This window comes from Streptomyces sp. NBC_00377 (assembly GCF_036075115.1).
Lineage (GTDB): Bacteria > Actinomycetota > Actinomycetes > Streptomycetales > Streptomycetaceae > Streptomyces.
In genome coordinates this window covers 5,784,915-5,810,711 of sequence record NZ_CP107958.1, presented here as the reverse complement: position 1 = coordinate 5,810,711, position 25,797 = coordinate 5,784,915, and the positions used below count along the sequence as shown (strand labels likewise).

At 72.8% G+C, this 25,797-nt stretch carries 18 protein-coding genes and 1 pseudogene; 6 read left to right on the top strand and 13 right to left on the bottom strand.

All coding sequences use genetic code 11. The features are described 5' to 3' along the window. Window positions 1–72: 72 nt before the first annotated feature. The 3 genes and pseudogenes from OHS71_RS25950 to OHS71_RS25940 form a co-directional block, all read right to left on the bottom strand. Window positions 73–703 (bottom strand): annotated as a pseudogene (locus tag OHS71_RS25950) (GNAT family N-acetyltransferase). Next, window positions 700–1,956: a 3-phosphoshikimate 1-carboxyvinyltransferase gene (gene aroA / locus OHS71_RS25945; protein ID WP_328481730.1), complete on the bottom strand. Its 1,257-nt coding sequence runs from the start codon at window positions 1,954–1,956 to the stop codon at window positions 700–702. Before aroA ends, OHS71_RS25950 begins: the two are co-directional and overlap by 4 nt. Window positions 1,957–1,961: 5 nt before the next feature. After that, window positions 1,962–2,963 carry an EamA family transporter gene (locus OHS71_RS25940; RefSeq protein ID WP_328481729.1) on the bottom strand — a complete coding sequence of 334 codons (1,002 nt, stop codon included), beginning with the start codon at window positions 2,961–2,963 and terminating at the stop codon, window positions 1,962–1,964. 87 nt (window positions 2,964–3,050) lie between these two features. On the opposite strand from OHS71_RS25940, the gene OHS71_RS25935 reads away from it, so the two are divergent. Together OHS71_RS25935 and OHS71_RS25930 are read left to right on the top strand one after the other, a co-directional pair. After that, window positions 3,051–3,959, top strand: a complete 909-nt coding sequence (locus OHS71_RS25935) for a LysR family transcriptional regulator (RefSeq protein WP_328481728.1) — start codon at window positions 3,051–3,053, stop codon at window positions 3,957–3,959. 287 nt (window positions 3,960–4,246) lie between these two features. Next, window positions 4,247–6,031 (top strand): glycoside hydrolase family 3 protein, encoded by a 1,785-nt coding sequence (locus OHS71_RS25930; protein ID WP_328481727.1) that lies wholly within the window; start codon window positions 4,247–4,249, stop codon window positions 6,029–6,031. 131 nt (window positions 6,032–6,162) lie between these two features. Here the strand turns inward: OHS71_RS25930 and OHS71_RS25925 are convergent, their stop codons facing one another. The 5 genes from OHS71_RS25925 to OHS71_RS25905 form a co-directional block, all read right to left on the bottom strand. After that, window positions 6,163–7,593 (bottom strand): S28 family serine protease, encoded by a 1,431-nt coding sequence (locus tag OHS71_RS25925; RefSeq protein WP_328481726.1) that lies wholly within the window; start codon window positions 7,591–7,593, stop codon window positions 6,163–6,165. Window positions 7,594–7,733: 140 nt separating this feature from the next. Further along, window positions 7,734–8,123 carry a hypothetical protein gene (locus OHS71_RS25920; RefSeq protein WP_328481725.1) on the bottom strand — a complete coding sequence of 130 codons (390 nt, stop codon included), beginning with the start codon at window positions 8,121–8,123 and terminating at the stop codon, window positions 7,734–7,736. 157 nt (window positions 8,124–8,280) lie between these two features. Beyond that, on the bottom strand, window positions 8,281–12,009 hold the full coding sequence (locus OHS71_RS25915) for an ABC transporter ATP-binding protein (protein ID WP_328481724.1): 3,729 nt from the start codon (window positions 12,007–12,009) through the stop codon (window positions 8,281–8,283). Between the two features lie 174 nt (window positions 12,010–12,183). Next, complete coding sequence (locus tag OHS71_RS25910) at window positions 12,184–13,272, bottom strand: esterase-like activity of phytase family protein (RefSeq protein WP_328481723.1); 1,089 nt, start codon at window positions 13,270–13,272, stop codon at window positions 12,184–12,186. A 57-nt stretch (window positions 13,273–13,329) separates the two neighbouring features. After that, window positions 13,330–14,181 (bottom strand): serine hydrolase, encoded by an 852-nt coding sequence (locus tag OHS71_RS25905; RefSeq protein WP_328481722.1) that lies wholly within the window; start codon window positions 14,179–14,181, stop codon window positions 13,330–13,332. A 157-nt stretch (window positions 14,182–14,338) separates the two neighbouring features. On the opposite strand from OHS71_RS25905, the gene OHS71_RS25900 reads away from it, so the two are divergent. Further along, on the top strand, window positions 14,339–16,711 hold the full coding sequence (locus tag OHS71_RS25900) for a glycosyltransferase family 39 protein (RefSeq protein WP_328481721.1): 2,373 nt from the start codon (window positions 14,339–14,341) through the stop codon (window positions 16,709–16,711). 210 nt (window positions 16,712–16,921) lie between these two features. After that, the gene (locus OHS71_RS25895) at window positions 16,922–17,728 is read left to right on the top strand and encodes an endonuclease I family protein (protein ID WP_328481720.1); all 807 of its coding nucleotides are present in this window, start codon (window positions 16,922–16,924) and stop codon (window positions 17,726–17,728) included. 69 nt (window positions 17,729–17,797) lie between these two features. On the opposite strand, the gene OHS71_RS25890 is transcribed toward OHS71_RS25895, so the two are convergent. The 3 genes from OHS71_RS25890 to speB form a co-directional block, all read right to left on the bottom strand. Continuing rightward, complete coding sequence (locus OHS71_RS25890; RefSeq protein ID WP_328481719.1) at window positions 17,798–18,475, bottom strand: maleylpyruvate isomerase N-terminal domain-containing protein; 678 nt, start codon at window positions 18,473–18,475, stop codon at window positions 17,798–17,800. 61 nt (window positions 18,476–18,536) lie between these two features. Beyond that, a complete protein-coding gene (locus OHS71_RS25885) occupies window positions 18,537–20,222 on the bottom strand; it encodes a thiamine pyrophosphate-binding protein (protein ID WP_328481718.1) in 1,686 nt (561 codons plus the stop codon). Continuing rightward, window positions 20,219–21,187, bottom strand: a complete 969-nt coding sequence (speB, locus tag OHS71_RS25880) for an agmatinase (protein ID WP_328481717.1) — start codon at window positions 21,185–21,187, stop codon at window positions 20,219–20,221. Before speB ends, OHS71_RS25885 begins: the two co-directional genes overlap by 4 nt. Before the next feature lie 123 nt (window positions 21,188–21,310). Between speB and OHS71_RS25875 the strand changes: the two genes are divergently transcribed. Continuing rightward, a complete protein-coding gene (locus tag OHS71_RS25875; protein WP_328481716.1) occupies window positions 21,311–22,786 on the top strand; it encodes a helix-turn-helix domain-containing protein in 1,476 nt (491 codons plus the stop codon). A gap of 66 nt (window positions 22,787–22,852) precedes the next feature. Beyond that, window positions 22,853–23,644, top strand: a complete 792-nt coding sequence (locus tag OHS71_RS25870) for a phosphatase (protein ID WP_328481715.1) — start codon at window positions 22,853–22,855, stop codon at window positions 23,642–23,644. Window positions 23,645–23,696: 52 nt separating this feature from the next. On the opposite strand, the gene OHS71_RS25865 is transcribed toward OHS71_RS25870, so the two are convergent. Both OHS71_RS25865 and OHS71_RS25860 read right to left on the bottom strand, forming a co-directional pair. After that, window positions 23,697–24,569 (bottom strand): acyl-CoA thioesterase, encoded by an 873-nt coding sequence (locus OHS71_RS25865; RefSeq protein WP_328481714.1) that lies wholly within the window; start codon window positions 24,567–24,569, stop codon window positions 23,697–23,699. A 46-nt stretch (window positions 24,570–24,615) separates the two neighbouring features. Further along, a complete protein-coding gene (locus OHS71_RS25860; RefSeq protein ID WP_171397439.1) occupies window positions 24,616–25,773 on the bottom strand; it encodes an acyl-CoA dehydrogenase family protein in 1,158 nt (385 codons plus the stop codon). Window positions 25,774–25,797 lie beyond the last annotated feature (24 nt).

Below are 25,797 nucleotides of genomic sequence, written 5' to 3'. Positions count from 1 at the left end.
TCACCCCCCGGGCGGTCCCCCAGCGAGCCGCGCCGAGGCCGGCCAGGGCATGGCGCGCCGTCCCGGGGACGCTCACCCGGCGCCCGGCAGGAACCGCGCCACCCGCTCCGCCAACCGCCGCTCGCAGCCCGGCCATTCCTCCGCCGTGACGGAGAAGATCGCGGAGTCCCGCAGGCGGCCGTCCTCGCCCGGCGCCCAGGAACGGGACCAGTTGCGCAGGACGCCCTCGAAGCGGGCGCCCACGCTCTCGATGGCGGCGCGCGAGCGGCTGTTGCGGGCGTCCGTCTTCAGGTCCACCCGGCACGCCCCACTGCGTGAAGGCGTGCCGGAAGAGCAGGAGCTTGGCCTCGGCGTTGACGCCCGTGCCCTGGGCGGAGCCGGCCAGCCAGGTGAACCCGACCTCCACGGCGTCCAGTCGCTCGTCGGTCCGCCAGGAACGCGGTTCCCAGTACGAGGTCGCGCCGACCACCCGGCCGGAGGCGAGGGAGATCTGCGCGTAGGGCGCGAGCCTGCCGGTGGCCGCGCGGGCGAGCTGTGCGTCGACGTAGTCGCCGGCCTCGGCCGCTCTCGGGACCCAGGTGAAGTCGTACGTCCCCCGGTCCTCCTCCGCCGCCAGCGCCAGTCCGGCCGTGTGCCGGTGCTCCAGCGGCTCCAGGCGCACCAGCGCTCCCTCGAGAACCGGCCCCTCCAGCTTGAAACTCACCCCTCGCCGCCCTTCCGCAGCACCTTCGTCAGTCGCGCGAACGCCTCGTGGAAACCGGGGAAGGTCTTGCGGACGCAGCCGGGGTCGTCGAACGAGATTCCGGGGACGCGCAGAGCGGTCACCGCGAAGGACATGACGATGCGGTGGTCGCCGTGGGTCTTGATGTCGGCGCCCGTGAGGGAGCCGCCCGCGCCGGGCCGGATCTCGATCCAGTCGGGGCCGGTGGCCACCTCGACGCCCAGCCGCCGGAGGTTCTCCGCGCAGGCGTCCAGACGGTCGCACTCCTTGACGCGCGTGTTCGCCACGTCCTCGATGCGTACGGGGCCGGTGGCGAAGGGAGCGATCGCGGCGAGGGTCGGCATGGTGTCGGAGATGTCCCGCATGTTGACGGTGACACCGTGAAGACCGCCGGTCCCGGCCACGGTCGTACGGTCCTCGCCGACGTCCACCCGGGCGCCCATCCTCCGCAGTACGTCCACGAAGCCCAGGTCGCCCTGGAGCGCGCCCCTGCCGAGGCCCGGCACGGTCACCTCGCCGCCGGTCAGCGCGGCCGCCGCGAAGAAGTAGCTCGCGGTGGAGGCGTCGGGTTCGATCGCGTAGGTCGTGGCCCGGTAGCCGCCCGGCGGGACGACGTACGTGTTCCCCTCACGTGCGACCTCCACCCCGAACGCCCGCATCATCTCGATCGTGATGCCGACGTACGGCGCCGAGACCAGGTCCGTGACCGTGACGCGCAGGCCGGTGCGGGTGAGCGGGCCGAGCAGGAGGAGGGCGGTCAGGTACTGGGAGGACTGGCCGGCGTCCAGCACCACGTCCCCGCCCTCGACGCCGGCCGCCCGCACGGTCAGCGGGTGGTGGCCCTCCGCCTCCTCGTGCCGCAGGTCCACGCCCAGGTCGCGCAGGGCGCGGGTGAGCGGGAGGAGGGGGCGGCGGCGCATCTGGGCGGACGCGTCGAAGCGGTAGGTGCCGTGACCGGCGGCGGCGAGGGTCGGCAGGAAGCGTGCCGTGGTCGCGCCGTCCCGGCAGTGGACGTCGGCCTCGGTGAGCGCCGGCCCCTGCGGGCGGCCGTCGACCTGCCAGACGTCCGGTGTCCGGCCCACGCGGTAGCCGAGCCGCGTCAGACCCTCGGCGAATCCCTCGGTGTCGTCGGAGCGCAGGGGGCGCCGGAGCGTGGTGACGCCGTCGGCGGCCGCCGCCAGGAACAGGGCGCGGGCGGTGAGCGACTTGGAACCGGGGATGTCGACGAGGGCCATGCCCCTCATGATCCCGCGCCGGTCCGCCCCGGCGCCGGTACGTCCACGGGATGGACGAGTGTCGAGGCGGTTCCCTCCGGTGGAACAACGGGTCGAGCGGCAGGTCGTGCGGCGCCCCGCGCGGAGGGCTGTGCGGCCTGCCGTGCAGCCCTCCGCTTCGGTGCGAGCGAGGTCAGCGCCACCCCTGCGACCAGCAGGGCCGCCGCGCACCAGCGCGGGCCGCTCACCGGCTCGCCGAGGAACAGGGCGGCCGACGTCATGCCGAAGACGGGGACCAGGAGGGAGAAGGGGGCGACCGTGGACGCCGGGTGGCGGTGCAGCAGCCAGCCCCAGGCGCCGAAGCCGAAGACCGTGGTGACCCAGGCGACGTAGCCGACCGTGGCTGCGCCCTGCCAGTCCAGCGCGCGCAGGGCGGCCACGTCCCGGGACGGGCCCTCCGTCAGCAGGGACAGGGCGAGGAGGGGCAGCACCGGGACCGTGCTCACCCACACCATGAAGTTCAGCGCGTCCGGCGGGGAGGCCCTGCGGGTGAGGACGTTCGACCCGCCCCAGCAGGCCGCCGCCGCGACGACCAGGGCGAACGCGCCGAGCGAGCCCGAGGCGCCCTCGTCGGCCGCGGCCACGCCGATGCCGGCGAGGGCGACCGCCATGCCCAGCAGCTTGACCCGGGTAGGGCGTTCGCCGAGCACCGCGAAGGCGATGACAGCGGTGAACACGGACTGTATCTGGAGGACCAGCGAGGACAGCCCGGCCGGCATGCCCGCGTCCATACCGACGAACAGCAGCCCGAACTTCGCCACCCCCAGTACCAGGCCCACCGCCACGATCCACTTCCAGGCCACCTTCGGCCGGCCCACGAAGAACACCGCGGGCAGGGCCGCCACCAGGAAGCGCAGGGCGGAGAACAGCAGCGGCGGGAAGTGGCCGAGGCCGATCTCCACGACGGTGAAGTTCACGCCCCAGACAGCGGCGACGAGGACGGCGAGGGCGAGGTGGGCGGGGCGCATACGCCGAGGATCACCCGCCCGGACCGTGAAGCACCAGCGACGATCACTGCATGGTTGGATGAAGGAAAGCTACCGATTGGACTCCCGGTGCTCGATCTCCAGCGCCTGCGCGCCCTGCACGCCGTCTCGGTCCACGGCACGGTGGGTGCCGCGGCCGCCGCGCTCGGCTATACCCCGTCCGCGGTCTCCCAGCAGATCACCAAGCTGGAACGGGAGACCCGCACGGTCCTGCTGGAGCGGGCGGGACGGGGCATCCGGCTGACCGACGAGGCGCTTCAACTCGTCGCTACGGCAAAGGAGTTGCTGGCGATCGTGGAGCGCGCCGAGACCGATCTCGAGGAGCGGCGCGGGGTGCCTGCCGGGCGGCTGGCCATCGCCGCGTTCGCCTCGGCGGCGCGCGGGCTGCTGCCCCGCGTCCTCGCCGACCTGGCCCGCCGGCACCCCGCCCTGGACGCCCGGCTCACCGAGGTCGACCCGCATCTTTCGGTGGACCTGGTGGCGAAGGGCGCCGTGGACCTGGCGGTCGCCCACGACTGGGACATCGCGCCGCTGCCCGCCCCGGCGGGCGTCGAACACGCGGTGATCGGGGACGACACGTGCGACCTGCTGGTGCCCGCCGGCCACCCCTTCGCGGGGCGGACGGCCGTACGGCGGGAGGAGCTGGGCAGCGAGCGGTGGATCTGCCAACCGCCGGGCCGGGTCTGCCACGACTGGCTGGTGCGCACGCTGCGCGCGGCGGGGCACGAGCCCGATCTCGTCCACACGGCCGAGGAGAACCCGACCCTCGTCGCCCTGGTCGCCGCCGGACTCGGCGTCGCGCTCGTCCCGCGCCTCGGCCGCGGTCCGCTGCCGCCCGGGGTGGCGGAGGTCCCGCTCGATCCGCCGCCCGTACGGCGGCTCTACGCGCTGTGGCGCACGGGGGCGGCCCGGCGTCCGGCGATCGCGGAGGCGGTACGGGTCCTGCGCGAACAGTGGCCGTCCGCGTCGGCCCACTAGACAGCCGTCCCACCGGCCCCCCGTGTCGCGCCCGTACCGACTTGCGGAAATGCGCGGGGGACCGGGAACCCCGCCCCGGGCCCGCTCGTCCAACGTCCGAGCTGTCGGACGAATCACCTCGGTGCGGTGTCGGCCCTCGCCGCCGGCCGCGATCGCCGACCCACCCCTTCCGCCGCACCGCGGGCCGGCAGCCGAGCCGTCATCGGCGCGCCCCCCTCCCATGCGCCGATGGCGGCGCCTTCCCCGGGTAGCGTGCGCCGACCGGCCCCCCACCGTAAGGAGCGCACATGCCCTCCAGACGCACCGTCCTCGCCGCCGGCGCGGGCGTCACCGCCACCCTCGCCGTCGGCGGTCCGGCGCACGCGGACGACCGTCGTCCCGGCGAACTCCTCGCCCGTATGACCCTGGAGGAGAAGGTCGGCCAGGTCTTCGTCTCGCGGGTGTACGGCCACTCGGCGACCGCGCCCGACCAGGCCGACGCCGACGCCAACCTCGGCGAACTCGGCGTACGCACGGCCGCCGAGCTGCTCGCCCGGTACCGGCTCGGCGGGATCATCTACTTCGGCTGGGCGCACAACACCCGCGACCCGCGGCAGATCGCGGACCTCTCCAACGGCATCCAGCGGGCCTCGCTCCGGCAGCCGCGCGGTCTGCCGGTGCTGATCTCCACCGACCAGGAGCACGGTGCCGTCTGCCGGGTGGGCCGCCCGGCCACCCTCTTCCCGGGCGCCATGGCGATCGGCGCCGGGGGCAGCCGCGCCGACGCCCGCACCCTCGGGCGCCTCGCGGGCCGGGAACTGCGGGCGCTGGGCATCCGGCAGAACTACTCCCCCGTCGCCGACGTCAATGTGAACCCCGCCAATCCGGTCATCGGCGTCCGCTCCTTCGGCGCCGACCCGGCCGCGGTGGCCGACCTGGTCGCGGCGGAGGCCGGGGGCTACCGGGCGGCGGGAGTGGCGGCGACCGCCAAGCACTTCCCCGGGCACGGCGACACCGCCGTCGACAGCCACACCGGCTTCCCCGTCATCACCCACTCGCGCGAGGAGTGGGAGACGCTGGACGCGGTGCCCTTCCGGGCGGCGATCGCGGCCGGCGTCGACTCGCTCATGACCGCGCACATCCTGGTCCCCGCCCTCGACGCCTCCGGGGACCCCGCCACCCTGTCCCGTCCGATCGTCACCGGCATCCTGCGCGAGAGGCTCGGCTACGACGGGGTCGTGGTCACCGACGCGCTCGACATGGCGGGCGTGCGCACGAAGTACGGCGACGACCGGGTCCCGGTGCTCGCGCTGAAGGCCGGCGTCGACCAGCTTCTCAACCCGCCGGACCTGGACGTGGCCTGGCATGCCGTCCTGAAGGCCGTACAGGACGGCGAGCTCACGGAGCGGCGGCTCGACGCGTCGGTCCTGCGGATCCTGCGGCTGAAGTCGAGGCTGGGGCTGTTCGACGACCCGTACGTCAGCCAGGCCGGCGTGGGGCGGACGGTCGGGGCGCCGGAGCATCTCGCCGCGGCCGACCGGATCGCCGAGCGGACCACGACGCTGCTGGTCAACGAGGGGCCGCTGCTGCCGCTCTCGCCCCGGACCCACCCCCGGCTCCTGGTCGTCGGTGCTGACCCGGCCTCCCCCACCGGCACCACCGGCCCGCCCACCGGCGTCCTCGCCGCCGCCCTCACCGCCCTGGGATTCGTGGCGACGGCCCTGTCCACCGGCGCGGCTCCCTCGGCCGAGGCGATCGCCGGGGCGGTGACGGCCGCGGCCGGGGCGGACGCCGTGGTGGTCGCGACCTACAACGTCACGGCGGCCGACGGACAGCAAACGCTGGTGGACCGTCTGGCGGCCACCGGCCGGCCGGTGGTGGCGGTGGCCGTCCGCAACCCGTACGACGTGGCTCACCTCGCGTCCGCCCGGGCCTGCTTGGCGGTCTACTGCTGGACGGATGTCGAACTGCGGGCCGCAGCCCGGGTGATCGCCGGCGTGGTCGGGCCGCGCGGGCGGCTGCCGGTGCCCGTGCGGCGGGCGGACGACCCGGCACGGGTGCTGTACCCCATCGGGCACGGCCTGGCGTACTAGGCGCGCGCCGCCGCGGCGTCGCGGTGGTGGGGGCCGTGGACGACGGCGTCGGGTGCCCGGCGTCCACGGCCTTTCGCCTCAGCGGGGCGGCACGGATCCGGTGGGATGCGCGCGGCCGGGGCGGGTGGTGCTCAGGGGCGCAGCGCGGGCTCCCGCTCCACGTCCCGTACGTCGAGCCCCGCGTCGAACTTCGCCAGCGGCTTCGCCTGGGAGACGGCGGTGGGCGAGACGCCCGCCCAGGCCAGGATGCGGGCCGTGGCCAGCGTCTTCTGGTCCGCGACCAGGCCGGCGACGTTCGCGCCGTGGTTCAGGCCGGGGGCGGTGAAGACGTAACTGTCCTTCGCGCCCTTGCCGAGCCGGAAGCGCTCCGCGCCCCACGGGTCGTTCTGGCCGTAGACGAAGAGCATGTGGTGGGCGTTGTGCCGCACCCAGGTGTCGACGTCCCGCATCGCCGAGGGCCGGAACCTCATCGTGATGTCGCGGGGGACGAAGTTGCGCGGGGGCTGGTAGCCGTAGCGGACGTACTTCTTCTCGATGTGCGGGAAGTGGATGGTGGGGGCGCCCAGTTGGGTGCCCGCCTGGTAGTAGTACGGGGTGTACGGGGCCAGGCCCTGGTCCGTGTAGAACGAGAAGCCCGAGATCGTGTCGACCGACGTCCAGATCTCGTCGTCCGTGGCGCCGGCCGCGTTCGCGGGGATCGACTCGCAGTCGGACAGCAGGCTGTACTGCCAGAAGCCCCAGACGTAGTCGAGGACGACCGCCTCGTAGGCACGGTCCAGGCTGCCGATGGTGGTGAACGTGTAGCCGTTCTCCGCCGCGTACGCCGCGTACTTCTTCTCCAGCGGCTCCCGGCGCACGAGCGCCTCACGCTGTACGGCGTTCAGGCGGTCTCGGCACTCCTTGGTGCCGACGGACGCGAAGAAGCGGTCGTAGGCGGAGTCCTCGTCGTTGACGACGTCGTTCGGGGCCACGTAGGCCACCACGCCGTCCATGTCCCGGGGGTAGAAGCGCTCGTAGTACGTCGCCGTCATACCGCCCTTGGAGCCGCCGGTGGAGATCCAGTTCCTGGGGTAGATCTTCTTCAGCGCCTCGAAGATACGGTGCTGGTCGCTCGCCGCCTGCCAGATGTCCAGCTTGGACCAGTCGGCCGGGTCGGGGCGGGAGGGCGTGAAGAAGCGGTACTCCATGGAGACCTGGTTGCCGTCCACGATCTGGGTCGGCTCGCGGCGGCCCGGGTTGGTGGAGACGTTGTAGCCGCCGGTGTAGAAGACCGTGGGGCGCGAAGTGTCCTTGTGCAGCACGGTGATCCGCTGCTGGAACGTGCCCCTGGCCGGATGCCGGTGGTCCACCGGCTGCGTGTAGCCGAGGACGAAGTAGCGGTAGCCGGGATACGGCTTCTCCTCGATCAGACTCATGCCGGGTACGGCGAGGAGCCGGTCCTTGATGTCCGCGGTGGCGGTTGCCTGGGGCTCGGCGGCGGTGGCCGCCTCTGCCGTGGCCGCCGTGCCCAAGGTGCCTATGAGCACCGTGAGCGCCAGCAGCCATCTGAGCGCCTTGCGCATGCGCGTGCACCCTCCCTGTGAGACAGATGTGCGTCGCCGGAAGCTATCGGAGCAACACCCGTCACACCAGAGGGGGTTGGCGCGTCACATCGGTCCCGCGCCGGAAGATGCGGCTCCAGCGGGGCGGCCGGCGGCCGGTTTCAGCAGAGGATCCAGCCCGAGCGGTACGAGCCGCCGGCCACCGCGCCCGTCACCCGCACGCACCGGTGTCCCGCGTAGACCCGGACCGCCGGAGAGGTGCGCGTGTGCTTCCTCGCCTTCCGCACGGCGACATGGCCGCGCGCCTGCACGCTCACCGCGATCAGCCGGTTCCTGGCGGAGTTCTTCTGGACGGTCAGGGCACAGACGTAACCGCCGCCCCTGTAGACCAGTACGGAGCCGGTGGAGAAGGTCAGCGTCCGCACCTTGCGGCCCGGGCAGACCGCGGCGGACGACGAGGACGCGGCCTGGGCGCTGCCCGGCACCGCGACGGTGAGCAGCGCGGACACGATCAGCAGGGCCAGTCCCAGCACCAGCCGCCGGACTGTCACACGTTTCGTCCCTGCGCCCACGGTCCCCGCCCCTCCCACGTTCGCCGTACACACGATCGCCGTACTGATGTACGGACGCACGACGGCCGCCCCATGGTTGCGCGTACCGAACCCCCAACCCCGCGACCGCCGGCCGGACGCCCGCGCACCGGCCCCCTCACACCGCCGCGGGCTCGTCCTCACCCACGAAGGTCCGCCACAGGCGGGCGTAGCTGCCGTCGAGGGCCAGCAACTCGTCGTGGGTGCCGTCCTCGACCACCCGGCCGTGGTCCATGACCACGACACGGTCCGCTCGGGCCGCGGTGGTCAGGCGGTGGGCCACCACCAGGGTCGTGCGGCGGCCGGCCAGGCGGTCGGTGGCCTGGTTGACCAGGGCTTCCGTCGCCAGATCGAGGGCGGCCGTCGCTTCGTCGAGAAGCAGGACGTCGGGGTCGACGAGCTCGGCGCGGGCCAGCGCGATCAGCTGGCGCTGGCCGGCGGAGAGGTTGCGGCCGCGCTCGGCGACCTCGTGCAGGTAGCCGCCGTCGAGGGTGGCGATCATCTCGTGCGCGCCGACCGCCCGGGACGCCGCCTCCACCTCGGCGTCGGTGGCGTCGGGCCGGCCGTAGGCGATGGCGTCACGCACGGTGCCGGGGAAGAGGTACGCCTCCTGCGGGACGACGCCCAGCCGGTGGCGGTACGAGGTGAGGTCGAGGGAGCGCAGGTCCGTGCCGTCGACGGTGACCCGGCCGCCGGTGGGATCGTAGAAGCGGGCCACCAGTTTGACCAGGGTCGACTTGCCCGCGCCGGTCTCGCCGACGAACGCGACGGTCTGACCGGCCGGGATGCTCAACTCGATGCCGGTCAGGGCCTCTTCGGGCGCGTCGGCGGAACCGTACGCGAAGTGCACGTCCTCGAAGGCGATCTCGCCGCGCAGCGAGGGGACCGCGAGCGGCTCGTCGGCGGACTTCGTGGACGTCGGCTCCCGGAGCAGCTCCTGGATGCGGCCCAGGGACACGGTCGCCTGCTGGTAGCCGTCGAAGACCTGGGAGAGCTGCTGGACGGGGGCGAAGAACAGGTCGATGTAGAGCAGGTACGCGACCAGGGCGCCGGTGGTGAGGGTCGCCGCCTCCACCCGGCCCGCACCCGCGATCAGGACCGCCGCCGCAGCGACCGACGAAAGCAGTTGCACGAAGGGGAAGTAGACGGAGATCAGCCACTGGCCCCGGATGCGCGCCCTGCGGTAGCTGTCGCTGCGCTCCGCGAACCGTGCCGCGCCGTCCCGCTCGCGCCCGAAGGCCTGCACGATCCGGAGCCCGGACACCGACTCCTGGAGGTCGGCGTTGACCGTCGACACCCGCTCGCGGGCGAGCTCGTACGCCTTCACGCTGGCCCGGCGGAAGAAGTACGTGGCGACGACCAGCGGCGGGAGCGTCGCGAAGACGACCAGCGCGAGCTGTACGTCGATCACCAGCAGGGCGCCCATGATGCCGAAGAAGGTGACGACCGAGACAAAGGCCGTGACCAGGCCGGTCTGTAGAAACGTGGAGAGGGCGTCGACGTCCGTCGTCATCCTCGTCATGATCCGACCGGTCAGCTCCCGCTCGTAGTAGTCGAGTCCGAGGCGCTGGAGCTGGGCGAAGATCTTCAGCCGGAGGGTGTAGAGAACGCGTTCGCCGGTACGGCCGGTCATCCGGATCTCACCGGTCTGCGCGACCCACTGCACCAGCACGGCGAGCAGCGCGAGCAGCGAGGCCGCCCAGACGGCGCCCAGCGCGGCCCGGGTCACGCCCTGGTCGATGCCGTGCCGGATCATCACGGGCAGCAGCAGACTCGTCCCGGCATCGACGGCGACCAGGCCGAGGCTGACGAGGAGGGGCGCGCCGAAACCGTTCAGCAGCCTGCGCAGGCCGTACGACTCCTCCGGCCTGACCGCCCGCTCCTCGTCGACGCCGGGGGTGTCGGCGGCCGGGGGCAGCGCCTCGATCCGGGCGAGGAGCCCGGGGGTCGCCGGCATCCCGGAGAGGGCGGTGTCCTTGCGCTCCCGGTCGCCGGTCCACAGCCGGGGGGTCACCCCGCGCTCGGCGTCGAACTCGGCGTCCAGCTCGTCGCGGACGGTCGTGTCCTCGCGCTGTACCACCGGCTGGGCGTGGCCGGGCGAGACGCCGCCGAGCTCGTCGGGGTCGGTGAGCAGGCGGCGGTAGAGCGCGGAGCGTTCCTGGAGCTCCTCGTGGGTACCGAGGTCGGCGAGGCGGCCGGCGTCGAGGACGGCGATGCGGTCGGCGAGGCCCAGGGTGGAGCGGCGGTGCGCGATGAGGAGCGTGGTGCGGCCGCGCATGACCTGCTTGAGGGCTTCGTGGATCTCGTGCTCGACCGCCGCGTCCACGGCGGAGGTCGCGTCGTCGAGGACCAGCAGGCGCGGGTCGGTGAGGATCGCCCGGGCGAGCGCCACACGCTGGCGCTGGCCGCCGGAGAGGGTGAGGCCGTGCTCGCCGACCGTCGTGTCGTAGCCGTCGGGCAGCTCGGTGATGAACCGGTCGGCCTGGGCGGCGCGGGCGGCCGCCTCGATCTGCTCCTGGGTGGCGTCGGGGCGGCCGTAGGCGATGTTGGCGCGGACGGTGTCGGAGAACAGGAACGAGTCCTCGGGGACCAGGCCGATCGCGGCCCGCAGCGAGTCGAGGCTCAGCTCGCGGACGTCGTGACCGCCCACGAGGACGGCGCCCCGGGTGACGTCGTAGAAGCGCGGCAGGAGCAGGGAGACCGTGGACTTGCCCGAGCCGGAGGAACCCACGACCGCGAGGGTCTCGCCGGCGCGGATCTCGAGGCTGAGGCCGTCGAGTACGGGCCGGGCGGGGTCGTAGCCGAAGGCCACGTCGTCGAACTCGACGGTCGCGGGGGCGTCGGCAGGCAGCGCCTTGGCGCCGTCCGTCATCGACGGTTCGGTGTCGATGAGCTCCAGGACGCGTTCGGTGCCCGCGCGCGCCTGCTGGCCGACGGTGAGGACCACGGCGAGCATCCGGACCGGGCCGACGAGCTGGGCGAGATAGGTGGAGAAGGCGACGAACGTGCCGAGGGTGATGTGACCGCGCACGGCCAGCCAGCCGCCGAGCGCCAGCATGGCGACCTGGCCGAGGGCGGGGACGGCCTGGAGGGCGGGGGTGTAGGCCGAGTTCAGGCGGATCGTGCGGAGCCGGCCGGCGAAGAGGCGGCGGCCGACCTCGCGCAGTTTGCCCGTCTCCTGGTCCTCCTGGCCGAAGCCCTTGACGACCCGGACGCCGCTGACGGCTCCGTCGACCACACCCGCGACGGCCGCCGCCTGCGCCTGGGCGTACCAGGTGGCCGGGTGGAGCTTCGTCCGGCTGCGCCCGGCGATGTACGCCAGGGCGGGCGCCACGGCGAGGGCGACCAGGGTGAGCGGCAGGGACAGCCACGCCATGATCACCAGGGAGATCAGGAAGAGGAGGAGGTTCCCGACGGTCATCGGGAGCATGAAGAGCAGGCCCTGGATGAGCTGGAGGTCACTGGTGGCGCGGCCGACGACCTGGCCGGTGGACAGCTCGTCCTGACGCCGGCCGTCGAGACGGGTGATCGTCTCGAACATGTCGGTGCGCAGGTCGTGCTGGACGTCGAGGGCGAGGCGTCCGCCGTAGTAGCGGCGGACGTAGGTGAAGGCGTAGACGAGCACCGCGGCGGCTATCAGGGCTCCCGCCCAGGGGGCCATGTCCCGGGTGTGGTCGCCGATCACGTCGTCGATGATCACCTTGGTGACCAGGGGCACCAGCGCCATGACGGCCATGCCGCCGAGGGAGGAGCCGAGCGCGAGGACGACGTCCTTCGGGTGCCGCCAGGCGTACCCGGCCAGTCTGTGCGCCCAGCCTCGCTGCCGCTCCCCCTGCTGCACTGCCACGCCGCTGCCTTCCTGTCGTCCCGGTCGTCCGGTCGTCCCGGTCGTCCTGGTCTGCCGGAAGGCACCAACGCCGAAGGAAGCGGATTTCATCCCTCCGCAACAATCCGCTCCCCGGGTCGGGCCGTCGTGGGGCGCCGCGGCCGCGGGAGCCGGCCGCCCGGTCTCCCGCGCGTCTCAGCGGGTGACGCGTACCCGCAGGAAGTAGAAGCGGGTCGTCTGGACGGCGTTCTGGTTGTCGTCGCTGACCAGCAGGACCTCGACCCGGCCCTTCTCCCGGCCCGTGACCGCCATGCCCTCGATGTTGTCGAGCAGCGGGTTCGGCTGGGGCTGTCCGGCCGTCGCTCCCTGTGACGGGCAGGTCACGAGGTCCGTCAGGAGCGTCTTGCCGATCAGGCGTACGTCGTCCTGCCCCGTCAGGTTCGCGATGCCGGCGGTGTCCGTCGCGTGGCGGGGGTCGGCGAGGTAGAGGCGGACCGTGTTGCCCACGCCGGCGGTGAAGCCGCGTTCCAGGACCAGGAGGCGGCCGTCGGGCAGGGCCTGGACCTCGGGGACGCCGAGGCCGGAGTCGGTGCGGTAGCCGTACTGGGCCGAGAGCGCGAACCGGCCGTGGTGCCGCCGCCAGGTCTGGAAGCGGACGATGCCCGCGCTGTCGCCGGAGACCGCGTACTCCATCGACGCGAGGAGGGTGTGTCCGCCGGGGAGGAGGGTCAGGCCCTCGAAGGTCTGGTTGGAGGTGGCGCGGCCGGCGGGGGCGACGAGGAGGGAGGACGGTACCGGGAGGCGTTCGAGGATCCTGCCGTCACGGCTGTAGCGGCGCACGGACGGCTCGGTCTCGGAGGTGATCAGGCGGCTGCCGTCCCGGTCGACGGCCAGGCCCTCGCTGTCGAGCGCGGCGCCCCTCTCGTCGGCGAGCGGGACGACCGACGTCGGGGCGAGGGTCTTCGCGTCCAGCCGGAAGAGGGAGGAGCGGTCGGAGACGGCGGCGAGGGAGCCGTCCCGCTCCACGGCGAGCGCGGAGAGGTTGCCGACGAAGGTGCCGTCGAAGGCCGTCTTGTCGAGGGCGTCGGAGAAGTGGTCGAGGGAGACGGCCGGTGAACAGGCGTGACCGGTTGCCGCGGGCCCGGCCGTGGGCGTGGCCACGGCCACGGCTTTGTCGGTGACCGTGTTCGTGGCCGGGCGGGCGTTCGCGGGCCCGGCGGCGGTGAGGGTGCCGGCCGCCGCCAGGCCGGCGGTGAGGGTGGCGAGTACGGTTCGCAGGCGCATGGGCGTCACCGTAGGGCGGATCGGTGACGTGCGGGGGAACACCGCGTGCATGCTCGTTCAGGAGGCGGCCAGGTCCCTGTGGATGACCTTGGCGACGCCCTGGATGGTCGTGATGCCGTAGTCCATCGTGGTGTTGCCGTGGGTGAGGACGGTCATGACGTAGTCGTGGCCGCCGCCCTTGAACGTGCCGACGCTGTGCACCCGCCAGCCCTGCGTGGCGCGCGACAGCCATCCGTTCTTGACGTGCCAGCTGACCCCGGCGGGCCTCCCGTAGGGGGTGCCCCAGCGCTGCGAGGAGATGACCTGGCCCATCAGCGTGTTGACGTAGGCGCGCGAGGCGTCGGTGAGGACCGTGTTCCTGGCGGTGAGCAGCTTCAGCAGTTTCTGCTCGTCGGTGACGGTGATCTGGGTCAGGCCCCAGTAGTTGTTCGCGCCCGGCTTGGTCTGCGTCATCTTCGCGGCCGCAAGGAAGTTCTTGATCTTCGTCAGGCCGAGCTGTTTCCACAGGGTCGAGGTGGAGGCGTTGTCCGACTTGGTGATCATGGCCGTGGCGAGGGTCTTCTCCCGGCTGGTCAGCGCTCGGCGGGTCTTCTGCGCGTCCCACAGCAGCGCGGACAGGACGGTGACCTTGACGACACTGGCGGAGTCGTAGGCGGTGGAGGCGCGCAGGGTGCAGGTGGTGCCGTTGGTGCGGTCGTAGAGGCCGACGGCGACCGTGCCCTTGCGAGTCGCGAGTGCGGCGGTGATGTCCTTCTTCAGCTTGGCCGCGAGGCCCGCCTTGGAGGACGTGCAGGTCACGGTGGGGGTGGCGGCTTCGGCGGGGGCGGCGCCGGCCACGCCGGCCATCAGGATGCCGGCGGTGAGCCCGGCACCGAGCAGTCTTCTGCGTCCAGAGATCCGGTGAGTCATGCCCCTGTTGACACACGAGTTCGTAGGAAAGGTTGTACGAATCCCTGGAGTGTTGAGGAAAGACCGGGCAACTCGTTACCGACGCCTGTGCGTTCTCACAGGCGACAGCCAGCTTCGGCACAGCGACCACCCACAACAGCCGTACAGCATGCGCAGGGTGACATCTGCCACCGATCCTCTCCCCCACCCGACCGCGCCCTCCGCCGTCTCCCCGGACTGGGCACCGCCGAGCACCTCCGCGACGGCTCCGCCGACGCCCCCGCCGGACAGGGCGCCTCGCTGGTCGCTGCCCGCGCTGATCGCGATCATGGTCCTGGCGGCGGTGCTCTACTCCTGGAACCTGTCCGGGTCGAGCCTCAACAGCTTCTACAGCTCTGCCGTCTACAGCGGCACGCAGAACTGGAAGGCGTGGTTCTTCGGCTCACTGGACGCCGGGAACTTCATCACCGTCGACAAGCCGCCGTTCGCCCTCATGGTCATGGGCCTGTCCTGCCGGGCCTTCGGGTTCGGCACCTGGCAGATGATGCTGCCGGAGGTCGCGGCGGCGCTGGGCACGATCTGGATCCTGCACTCCAGCGTGAAGCGGGCCTTCGGACACGCGTCCGCCGCCGTCGCGGCTCTCGTGCTCGCGCTGACGCCGATCACCGTCGCCATCAACCGCGACAACAACCCGGACACGATCCTCGTCCTGCTGATGGTGGCCGGCGCGGCCCTCGCCCTGCGCGCCACGAGGGACGACCGGCTGCTGCCGCTCCTCGGCTCCGCGGTGTGCTTCGGACTCGCCTTCAACACCAAGATGCTCCAGGGCTACATCGCCCTGCCCGCCGTCTTCGGCGTCTACCTGTACGCGTCGAGGCTCGGCTGGAAGAAGAAGGCCGTGAACCTGGCGCTGGCCGCCGTGGCACTGGCCGTCGCCAGCTTCTGGTGGGCGACGGCCGTGTCCCTGGTGCCCGCCGACGACCGGCCGTACATCGGCGGTTCGACCGACGGCAGCGCCTGGGACCTGATCATGGGCTACAACGGCCTGGGCCGGGTCCTCGGCGGCGAGGGCAACGGCGGGGGCGGTGGGGGCGGGGCCTCCTTCGCCGGGACCGCGGGCATCGGCCGGATGTTCAACGACGTGCTCGGCGGCCAGATCTCGTGGCTGATCCCGTTCGCGGGCATCGCGCTCGTCGCCGGCCTGGTGCTGCGCGGCCGCGCCCCGCGGACCGACCCGACCCGCGCCGCCCTGGTGCTGTGGGGCGGCTGGCTGGTGCTGCACTACCTGACCTTCGCCCTGGCCGAGGGCACGATGCACCCGTACTACACGACCGCGCTGGCCCCGGGAATCGCGGCGCTGTGCGGGGGCGGCGGCGTCATGCTGTGGCGCGCCTTCCGCGGCGGCGACGCCCGCTGGTCCTGGGTGCTGCCCGCGGGCCTCGCGGTCACCGGCGTCTGGGCGGTCGTGCTGCTGCGGCGCGCCACCGGCTGGAACACCTGGCTGTGGCCGGCTGTCGCGGTGCTCACGGTCCTCGCGATCGCGGGCCTGTCCGCCCTCCGGTCCGCGAGCTCCGGCACCCGGGTCCGGCTGCTCGGCGCGTCCGTCGCCGCGGCGGTCGTGGCGGCTCTCGCCGGTCCGACGGCGTACGCCGCCTCGCCGGCCTTCGGTTCGGCCGGCGGCATGATGGGCGGCACGAACCCGACCGCGGGTCCGTCCACCGGCGGCGGCATGGGCGGTCCCGGCGGCGGTGGCGGCCGGGGCGGCTTCGGCGGCGGTGGCGGCCGGGGCGGCTTCGGCGGCGGTCCCGGCGGCCAGGCGGCCGGCGGCACCCAGCAGGGCGGCCAGGCCGGCGGCGAGTTCCCCGGCGGCGGCAACGGCCAGATGACGCCGGGCGGCGGCACCGGCGAACTCCCGCAGGGCGGCGGCAACGGCGGCGCACCGAGCGGCGGCCAGGGCGGCCAACAGGGCGGCACGAACGGGAAGTTCCCCGGTGGCGCCCAGGGCGGCGAAAGCGGCACGGCTCCCGGCGGCGGCCCCGGCGGGGGCACGGGCGGCGGCGGTATGGGCGGTGGCGGCGGCATGGGCGGCGCCGACAGCGAGCTCATCTCGTACCTGGAGAAGCACCAGGACGGCGCCACCTGGCTGATCGCGGTCTCCAACTCGCAGAGCGCGGGCCAGCTGATCCTCAGCAGCCGTAAGCCCGTCATCTCCATGTGGGGCTTCACCGGCAGCGACCGGGCGATGACCCTCGCCAGGCTCAAGGAACTGGTGAAGAAGGGCGAGCTGCACTACATCCAGCTCGGCGGCGGCGGTATGGGCGGCAACAGCAGCCTGAACCAGGAGATCACCGCCTGGGTGCAGAAGAACGGCACGGCGGTGAAGGCGAGCGAGTACGGCTCGACGTCGAGCTCCGCGTCCGGTTCGGCTGCCGCGTCCGGCTCGCAGACCTCCGGCTCGCAGACCTCCGACGCGGATGTCTCGGGCACGGACACCTCGGCGCAGAGCAACCAGTCGACGATCTACCGGCTGGACGCCTCGGACGTGAGCTGACCGGCACGGCCCAACGGTACGGAACGGCCCCTGAGATGACGGTCAGGGGCCGTTCCGGCGCAGGAAAGCGCGTTCAACTCGCGTAGACAAGGGGCAATTTGCCGGATCCCGTCACCCGATGGACATGTCAGATTCATTGCCATGACCGCATGTGCATGTCACTCTCCCGATTGCCGCCTCCTATCAACCCGCGTAGATCGGACACCCCACATGCTGGCGACACGCATACGCCGATGGAAGTCGGTGGCCCTTGCCACCACTGCCGTCCTGGTCGGCCTCTCCGCGCCCGCGCTCACCGCGACCCCCGCCGCGGCGACCACGACGGCATACGACTCGACGTACTACAAGAACGCGGTCGGCAAGACGGGTACGAGCCTGAAGTCGTCCCTGCACACGATCATCAGCGCCAACGTCTCGAAGATCTCGTACTCCGCGGTCTGGAACGCCCTGAAGGTCACCGACCAGGATCCGAACAACAGCAGCAACGTGATCCTGCTGTACAGCGGTGTCTCGCGCAGCAAGTCCCTCAACGGCGGCGACGTCGGCGACTGGAACCGCGAGCACGTGTGGGCCAAGTCCCACGGCGACTTCGGCGAGGTGACCGGTCCCGGCACCGACCTGCACCACCTGCGCCCCGCGGACGTCCAGGTCAACAGCATCCGCGGCAATCTCGACTTCGACAACGGCGGCAGCGCGGTCACCAACGGCGGCGGCAGCACCGTCGACTCGGACTCCTTCGCGCCGCGCGCGGCGGACCGGGGCGACGTGGCACGCATGATCCTCTACATGGCCGTGCGCTACGAGGGTGACGACGGCTTCGCCGACCTGGAGCCCAACGAGAAGGTCGGCAACGGCAGCAACCCCTACATGGGCAAGCTCTCCGTCCTCAAGGCGTGGAACGAGGCGGACCCGCCGAGCGCCTTCGAGGAGAAGCGCAACCAGGTCATCTACGACACCTACCAGCACAACCGCAACCCGTTCATCGACCACCCGGAGTGGGTCGAGGCGATCTGGTAGAACCGCGACGCAGAACCACGGAGGGGCTGAATTCCCTGGAACGTCAGGAGAGTTCAGCCCCTCTCGGCGTCACCCGCGGGGAGCGCCGTACCAGCGCCATCGCTCGAGGCGCGCGTGGCCCGGGAGTTCCGCCCGGCCGGTGGCCCACAGCAGGGTGGGCCACCGGTCCGTGCCCGCCGGGGCGTCCGGGAAGAGCCGCGCCAGCACCCGGTCGCACAGACCGGCGTCCGGCTCCCACCGGACGGCGAGCCCCTCGGCGACGTCGTGCAGATGCACCAGCGTCTCGACGACGCCCATGGCGGCGAACCCCTCGGGGTCCGAGGCCCCGAAGACGTGGTGCGCCCTGACCGTCGCCGGCGTGGTCCGCACCATGGAGGCCAGCAGCGCCCCGCAGGCCTCCAGCACCCGCACCGGTCCGTCCACCCCGGCCGCACGGTCCGCGAAGATCACGTTCGCCGGCCCGCCGGGCCGCTCCGCGCGCCACACGAAGGGCACCTCCGTGTCCGCGGGCCCGCCGGGCACGCCGAGTTGGGCCGCGTAGGCGAACAGGTCGTCGGCCAGATGCTCGACGGTCTCGCGGCGAGTCCACTCCAGGGAACCGGCCCTGGCGTCCCAGTCCGCCGCCTCGGCCTCCCGCAGTGCCTCCACCGCCAGCCGGACCGCGTCCCGCACGTCGTCGGCGGTGACAGGACCGGGAACGGGAGTGGGACCGGGACCGGGAACCGATGCTCCATGTGCTTCCGACATGCCGGGACCGTACCAATGACCGGACCGATGACCGGCGTCGGCCAGGACGCGGGGCGCCGTCCTAGGAGAGATGCGTGGGCGCGAACATCCGCAGCACCGCCGGGAGGACGAGCACCGAAGGACCGGGCGCGGCCAACGCGTTCGCCAGGTCCGCCTCCAGGGTGCCCGGGGACGTCCGCACCCCCGGTACCCCGAACGACTCCGCCAGGGCCACGAAGTCCGGGCGGGTCAGTTCGGTGGCCGTGGACTCGCCGAAGGCGTCGGTCATGTACTCCCGCAGGATGCCGTAGCCGCCGTCGTCGACGATCAGCCAGGTGACGTTCAGGTCGTACTGCCTGGCCGTCGCCAGCTCGGCGATCGAGTACAGGGCGCCGCCGTCGCCGGACACGGCGAGCACCGGGCGGGTCGGGTCGGCCGCCGCCGCGCCCAGCGCCGCCGGGAAGCCGTAACCGAGGCCGCCGGCGCCCTGGGCGGAGTGCAGGAGGTTGGGGCCCTTCGCGTCGAAGGCCGACCAGGCCCAGTAGGCCAGGATGGTCATGTCCCAGAAGGACGGGGAGTCGGCCGGCAGGGCCCGGCGGATCGACGCCAACAGGTCCTGTTCCAGGGTCAGTTCCTGGGCGTCGATGCGCTCCGCGACCCGCACGAGCAGCTCGCGCACCCGGTCGGGCGCCGTCTCGTCGTGCCGCTCCCGCACCGTCTCCAGGAGGGCCTGGAGTGCCAGCCGCGCGTCCGCGTGGATGCCCAGGGCGGGATGGTTGGACTCCAGTTTGCCGAGGTCGGCCTCGATCTGGACCACCCGGCCCCGCGGCCTGAACGTGTGGTAGTTGGACGACAGTTCACCCAGGCCGGAGCCGACCACCAGCAGGACGTCCGCGTCCTCCAGGAAGTCCGTGGTGTAGCGGTCCTCGATCCAGGACCGGAGCGAAAGGGGGTGCTCCCAGGGGAACGCGCCCTTGCCGCCGGGCGTGGTGACCACCGGGGCCCGCAACACCTCCGCAAGTCGCTTCAGCTTCCCCGACGCGTCGGACCGGACGACTCCGCCGCCCGCGATGATCGCCGGGCGCTCGGCGTGGGACAGCAGATGGGCCGCCACCGCCGTCAGTTCGGGGCGCGGCGCCAGCTCGTCGGGGAAGGCGTCGCCGCCGGTCACAACGGGGATCGAGGTCTGCGCCAGCAGCACGTCCTGCGGGATCTCCACCCACACCGGGCCGTGCGGAACCGTCAGCGCGGACTTCCAGGCCGCCTCGATGGCGGACGGGATCTGTGACGGGGTGCGGACCTGGTGGACCGACTTCACCACACCCCGGAACGAGGCCGACTGGTCCGGGAGTTCGTGCAGATAGCCGTGACGGCCGCCGCCCAGGCCGGGGGTCGGGATCTGGCTGCTGATCGCCAGCACCGGCGCCGAAGCGGCCGCCGCCTCCTGGAGCGCCGCGAGCGAGGTCAGCGCGCCCGGGCCCGTCGACAGCAGCAGCGGGGCCGCCTCGCCCGTGATCCTGCCGTACGCGTCCGCCGCGAACCCGGCGTTGTTCTCCACTCGCAGGCCGATGTAGCGCAGCGCGGAGCGGCGCAGCGCGTCGAACACGCCGAGCGCGTGCTGGCCGGGCAGACCGAAGACGGTGGTCGCGCCGAGTCCGGCCAGCGTCTCCACGACCAGGTCCCCGCCGTTGCGGCCGGCGGGCGGGTTCAGAGCGGCGTCGGTCTGCGCCTGCGTCGGGCGAAGCACCAGGTCGTGGTCGTGGGTCACTGTGCGCGGGCCTCGGCAATCTGTCGGGACATGATCGTGGTCAGTTCGTACGCCGTGTGGGACGCGGCCACCGACGTGATCTCCGCGTGATCGTACGCGGGCGCCACCTCGACGACGTCCGCCGAGACCAGGTTGCAGGAGGCCAGGCCGCGCAGGATCTCCAGGAGCTCGCGCGAGGTCATGCCGCCCGCCTCCGGGGTGCCGGTGCCGGGCGCGTGCGCCGGGTCCAGGCAGTCGATGTCGATGGAGATGTAGAGGGGGCGGCCGCCGATGCGCTGACGCAGCTGGTCGGCGATCTCGTCGGCGCCGCGCCGGTACACGTCCGCCGAGGTGACGATGCCGAAACCCATCTTCTCGTCGTCGGTCAGGTCCTGCTTGCCGTAGAGCGGGCCGCGGGTGCCGACATGGGAGAGGGCCTCGGTGTCGAGGATGCCCTCCTCCACGGCCCGGCGGAACGGCGTGCCGTGCGTGTACTCCGCGCCGAAGTACGTGTCCCAGGTGTCGAGGTGCGCGTCGAAGTGGAGCAGGGCCACGGGTCCGTGCTTCCTGGCGACCGAGCGCAGCAGCGGCAGCGCGATGGTGTGGTCGCCGCCCAGGGTCATCAGGCGGGCGCCCGTGCCCAGGAGGTCGTCGGCCGCCGCCTCGACGGTCTCCACCGCCTCGTGGATGTCGAAGGGGTTCACCGCGATGTCGCCGCCGTCCGCGACCTGGGCGAGGGCGAAGGGCGAGGCGTCCTGCGCCGGGTTGTAGGGCCGCAGCAGCCGCGACGCCTCCCGGATGGCGTTGCCGCCGAAGCGGGCGCCCGGCCGGTACGAGACGCCCGAGTCGAACGGCACGCCCACCACGGCGACGTCGGCGCGGCCGACCTCGTCGAGGCGGGGCAGCCGGGCGAAGGTCGCGGGACCGGCGTACCTCGGGATGCGGGAGGAGTCGACGGGGCCGCGGGGTGTCTCGTTGCTGCTCATGGGCGAATGCCTTCTCTCTTACGCTTCGTCGCGTATGTACCACTTCTCGTACGACAGTGTTGACCCTAGGCGGTCAAAAAGTGTTCCCGGAAGTGTACGTTTCATCCATCTGATCCGTACTGAATGGAGGGAACGTCCATCGTGCCGGAGCCCGTCGTGCCCCCCACCCCGCCGGTCCCCCTGGCCGCCCTGCTGGGCCGCGAGGACCTCGCCCTGCGGCAGCTCGCGGGGCCGGCCGGGCCGGGCGTCGTGCTGCACGGCGCCCACACCTCGGAGATGGCCGACCCGTACCCGTATCTGCTGGGCGGCGAACTGCTGCTGACGGCGGGCGCGCACATCCCGGAGACCGGGTCGGGCGCCCACTTCACGCAGTACGTCGCGCGGATCGTCGCGGCGGGCGGCGCGGCCCTCGGCTTCGGGGTCGCGCCGGTGCACGACACGGTGCCGGGGGCGCTGGTCGCCGCCTGCGAGGCGTACGGGCTGCCGCTCCTGGAGGTGCCTCCGCACACGACGTTCTCGGCGGTCGCCCGCGCGGTCTGGCAGCTCATGGAGCGGGCCCGCACCGCCGAGCTGCGCCGGGTGACGGAGGCCCAGCAGAGCCTCGCCGCAGCCGCCTCCCGCCCGGACCCGGTCCCGGCCGTCCTGCGGCAGCTGGCCCGGCGGGTCGGGGGGCGCGCGGTGCTGTACGGGCCGGAAGGGACGCCGGTCGCCGGGGCGGGAGAGGCGTCCCCGGCCGACGCCGGCCTCGCCGGGCTCGCCCGTCTGCTCGTCTCGCGGGGCTCCGCCACCGCCAGCGACACCACCGCGGCGGGCGACCACCTCGCCGCCTACGCGCTCGGGGCCGACCGGGGCTTCGTGCTCGGGGTGGCGGCGCCCCGGCGCGACCCCGGCGACCACACCATCGCCTCCGTCGCCGCCGTCCTGCTCTCCCTCCTCACCGGCGAGCACCACAGCAGCTCCGGGGCGGCCCGTTCGTCGGCACTGGTACGGCTGCTGCTGGGGGCGGCGCCGGCCGAGGCGGCCCCGCTGCTGGGGGCCGAGCGGTGGCTGGTCGTGCACGCCCGGCCGGACGCGCGGGCCCCCGGCCCGGTGGCGGCCTCCGCGCTCGGCGCCGGACTGGGGTCACCGCTGGTGGACCTGGCCGACGACGTCGTACGGGTCCTCGTCCCGGCCGGCCGTGCGCCGGGTCCCCAGCCGGGCTGGACCCTCGGCGTCAGCGCGGAGGCGGCCCCCGCCGACTGGCCCGCCGCCGACGCCCAGGCGGCCCGCGCGCTGGCCCGGGCCCGCGCCACCCGCACGCCGCTCGTCCGGCACGGTTCCGGCGCCGGGCTGAGGGACCTGGTTCCCGACGACGAGGCCCGGGCGCACGCCCGCACGCTCCTGGCGCCGATCGACGCCGTCGCCGCGGGCGACGCGCTCAGCGAGACGCTGCGCACCTGGCTGTCCCTGCACGGCAGTTGGGACCGCACGGCGGTGGCCCTGTCCGTGCACCGCAACACCGTGCGGCAGCGGATCACCCGCTGCGCGGCCCTGTTGGGGGCGGACCTGGACGATCCGGACGTCCGGATGGAGCTGTGGTTCGCGCTGAAACACCGGTGAGTGACGCGTGTCCCAGCGTCCGGAACAGCGCAGACGCGCACAGCCCGCTGCCTCACAATGGAAACCATGCCGATACCCGGGACGCCCAGCCGCGCCGAACTCGTCGACCACCTCGTCAGAACCCGTATCGCCGGGGACGTCGCCACGCCCCGCGAGAACAACCTCTCGCACTACCGCCAGCTCGCGAACGGCGTCCGCAACTTCTGGCTGGGCCTGGAACTCGGCGACCGCTGGACCGACGAGCAGGACGTGCTCGCGGTGATGGCGGAGCGGGTGGGCGTGAACGACGACGCCGAGTACCGCTACGGCCAGGACACCATCGACCCCGAGCTGACGGCCGACGGCCTGGACCGGCTCGCGGCACGGCTGCGCAAGGCGGCCGACGGACAGCAGCGCGTGCTGTTCGCCACCGGCCACCCGGGCGGTCTCCTCGATGTGCACCGCGCCACGGCCGCCGCGCTGCGCTCCGCGGGCTGCGAGATCGTCGTCATCCCGGAGGGGTTGCAGACGGACGAGGGGTACGTCTGGCAGCTGGCCGACGTGGCGGTGCTCGAACACGGCGCCACCCTCTGGCACACCCACTCGGGCGAACCGATGAAGGCCATCCTCACCGCGCTGGAGCGGGAGGGCCGCCCGCTGCCCGATCTGGTCGTCGCCGACCACGGCTGGGCGGGCTACGCGGGCCAGCACGGCGTCGACTCCGTCGGTTACGCCGACTGCAACGACCCGGCGCTGTTCATCGGCGAGTCGGAGGGCACCGTCCAGGTGGCGGTCCCCCTCGACGACCATGTCGTCAGCCCGCGTCACTACGACCCGATGACGGCGTACCTGCTGGCGGAAGCGGGACTCGCCGAGTAGGCCGGCCGCGGACATCCCCGGGCGCCGCACACGCGTGTGCGGCGCCCTGTGCTCAGCCGCCCCTCGGCGCGCGGACCACGCCCTCCTGGATCACCGAGACGGCGAGCCGCCCGTCCTGGGTGTAGATGCGGGCCTGGCCGAGGCCCCGGCCGCCGTGCGCGGACGGCGACTCCTGGTCGTAGAGGAGCCACTCGTCGGCGCGGAACGGACGGTGGAACCACATCGCGTGGTCCAGGGAGGCCCCCACCACGTCCCCGACCGCCCAGCCGCCGCGCCCGTGCGCGAGGAGGACCGAGTCGAGGAGCGTCATGTCGGAGACGTAGGTGGCGAGGACGACGTGCAGCAGGGGGTCGTCGGCGAGCTTGCCGTTGGCGCGGAACCACACCTGGGAGTGCGGTTCGCGCGGTGTGCCGAACCGGCCGTAGGGCGGCTCGTCGACGTAGCGCAGGTCGACCGCCTGGCGGGCCTCGAGGAACTTCTCGACGACCTCCGGGTCGAGGTGGGCGTAGCCGCGCAGCCGTTCCTCCGAGGTGGGCAGGGTGGCGGGGTCCGGTGCGGGCGGCATGGGCGCCTGGTGCTCGAAGCCCTCCTCGTGCCGCTGGAAGGAGGCGGACAGCGCGAAGATCGGCTGTCCGTGCTGCACGGCGAGGACGCGGCGCGCGGTGAAGGAACGGCCGTCGTTCATCCGCTCGACCGTGTAGACGATGGGCGCGCCCGGGTCGCCCATGCGCAGGAAGTAGGCGTGCAGGGAGTGGGCGAGACGGTCCTCGGGGACCGTCCGTCCGGCGGCGACCAGCGCCTGCGCCGCGACCTGCCCGCCGAAGACGCGCGGGACGACGGCGGAGCGGGACCGGCCGCGGAAGATGTTCTCCTCGATCTGCTCGAGGTCGAGCAGATCGAGGAGATCCTGTAGTGCCTGGCTCATGGGAGACAGTTGTACCCGTCAGCCGTTTCCTGGGGTTTCGCGGACCTTACAGGCCCATGTCCTTGGCGATGATCGACTTCATGATCTCGCTGGTGCCGCCGTAGATGCGGTTGACGCGGTTGTCCGCGTACAGGCGGGCGATCGGGTACTCGTTCATGAAGCCGTAGCCGCCGTGCAGCTGGAGGCAGCGGTCGATCACGCGGTGGGCGACCTCGGTGCAGAACAGCTTGGCGCTCGCGGCCTCGGCCGGGGTCAGCTCGCCCGCGTCCAGGGCCTCCGTGGCGCGGTCGGCGACGGCCTCGGCCGCGTCCACCTCGGCCTGGCAGGCGGCCAGCTCGAACTTGGTGTTCTGGAAGTGCGCGACCGGCTTGCCGAAGACGACGCGCTCCTGCACGTACTGCTTGGCGAACCGGACGGCGGCCTTGGCCTGCGCGTACGCACCGTAGGCGATGCCCCAGCGCTCGGAGGCGAGGTTGTGGCCGAGGTAGTAGAAGCCCTTGTTCTCCTCGCCGAGCAGGTCCTCGACGGGCACCTTGACGTCGACGAACGCCAGCTCGGCGGTGTCGGAGGTCTTCAGGCCGAGCTTGTCCAGCTTGCGGCCGACCGAGTAGCCCTCGGCCTTGGTGTCCACGACGAAGAGGGATATGCCGTGGCGGCGGTCCTCGGCGGTGGGCGCGGAGGTGCGGGCGCAGACGATCATGCGGTCGGCGTGGACGCCACCGGTGATGAAGGTCTTGGAGCCGTTGAGGACGTAGTGCGTGCCGTCCTCGGAGAGCTTGGCGGTGCTCTTCATGCCCGCGAGGTCGGAGCCGGTGCCCGGCTCGGTCATCGCGATCGCCCACATCTCCTCGCCGGAGACGAACTTCGGCAGGAAGCGCTTCTTCTGCTCGTCGGTGGCGAGCAGCTTGAGGTAGGGAAGGCCGAGCAGCACGTGCACACCGGAGCCGCCGAAGGAGACACCCGCGCGAGCGGTCTCCTCGTAGAGCACGGCCTCGAACTTGTAGGAGTCGATGCCGGCGCCGCCGTACTCCTCGTCGACGCGGATACCGAAGACGCCGAGCTCGGCGAGCTTGTAGTAGAAGTCGCGCGGCGCCTGGCCGGCCGCGAACCACTCGTCGTAGACGGGAACGACCTCGGCCTCGATGAAGGCCCGGAGGGTCTCCCGGAACGCCTCGTGGTCCTCGTTGAACACCGTACGGCGCACCGCCGGCCCCTCTCTGCGCCTAAG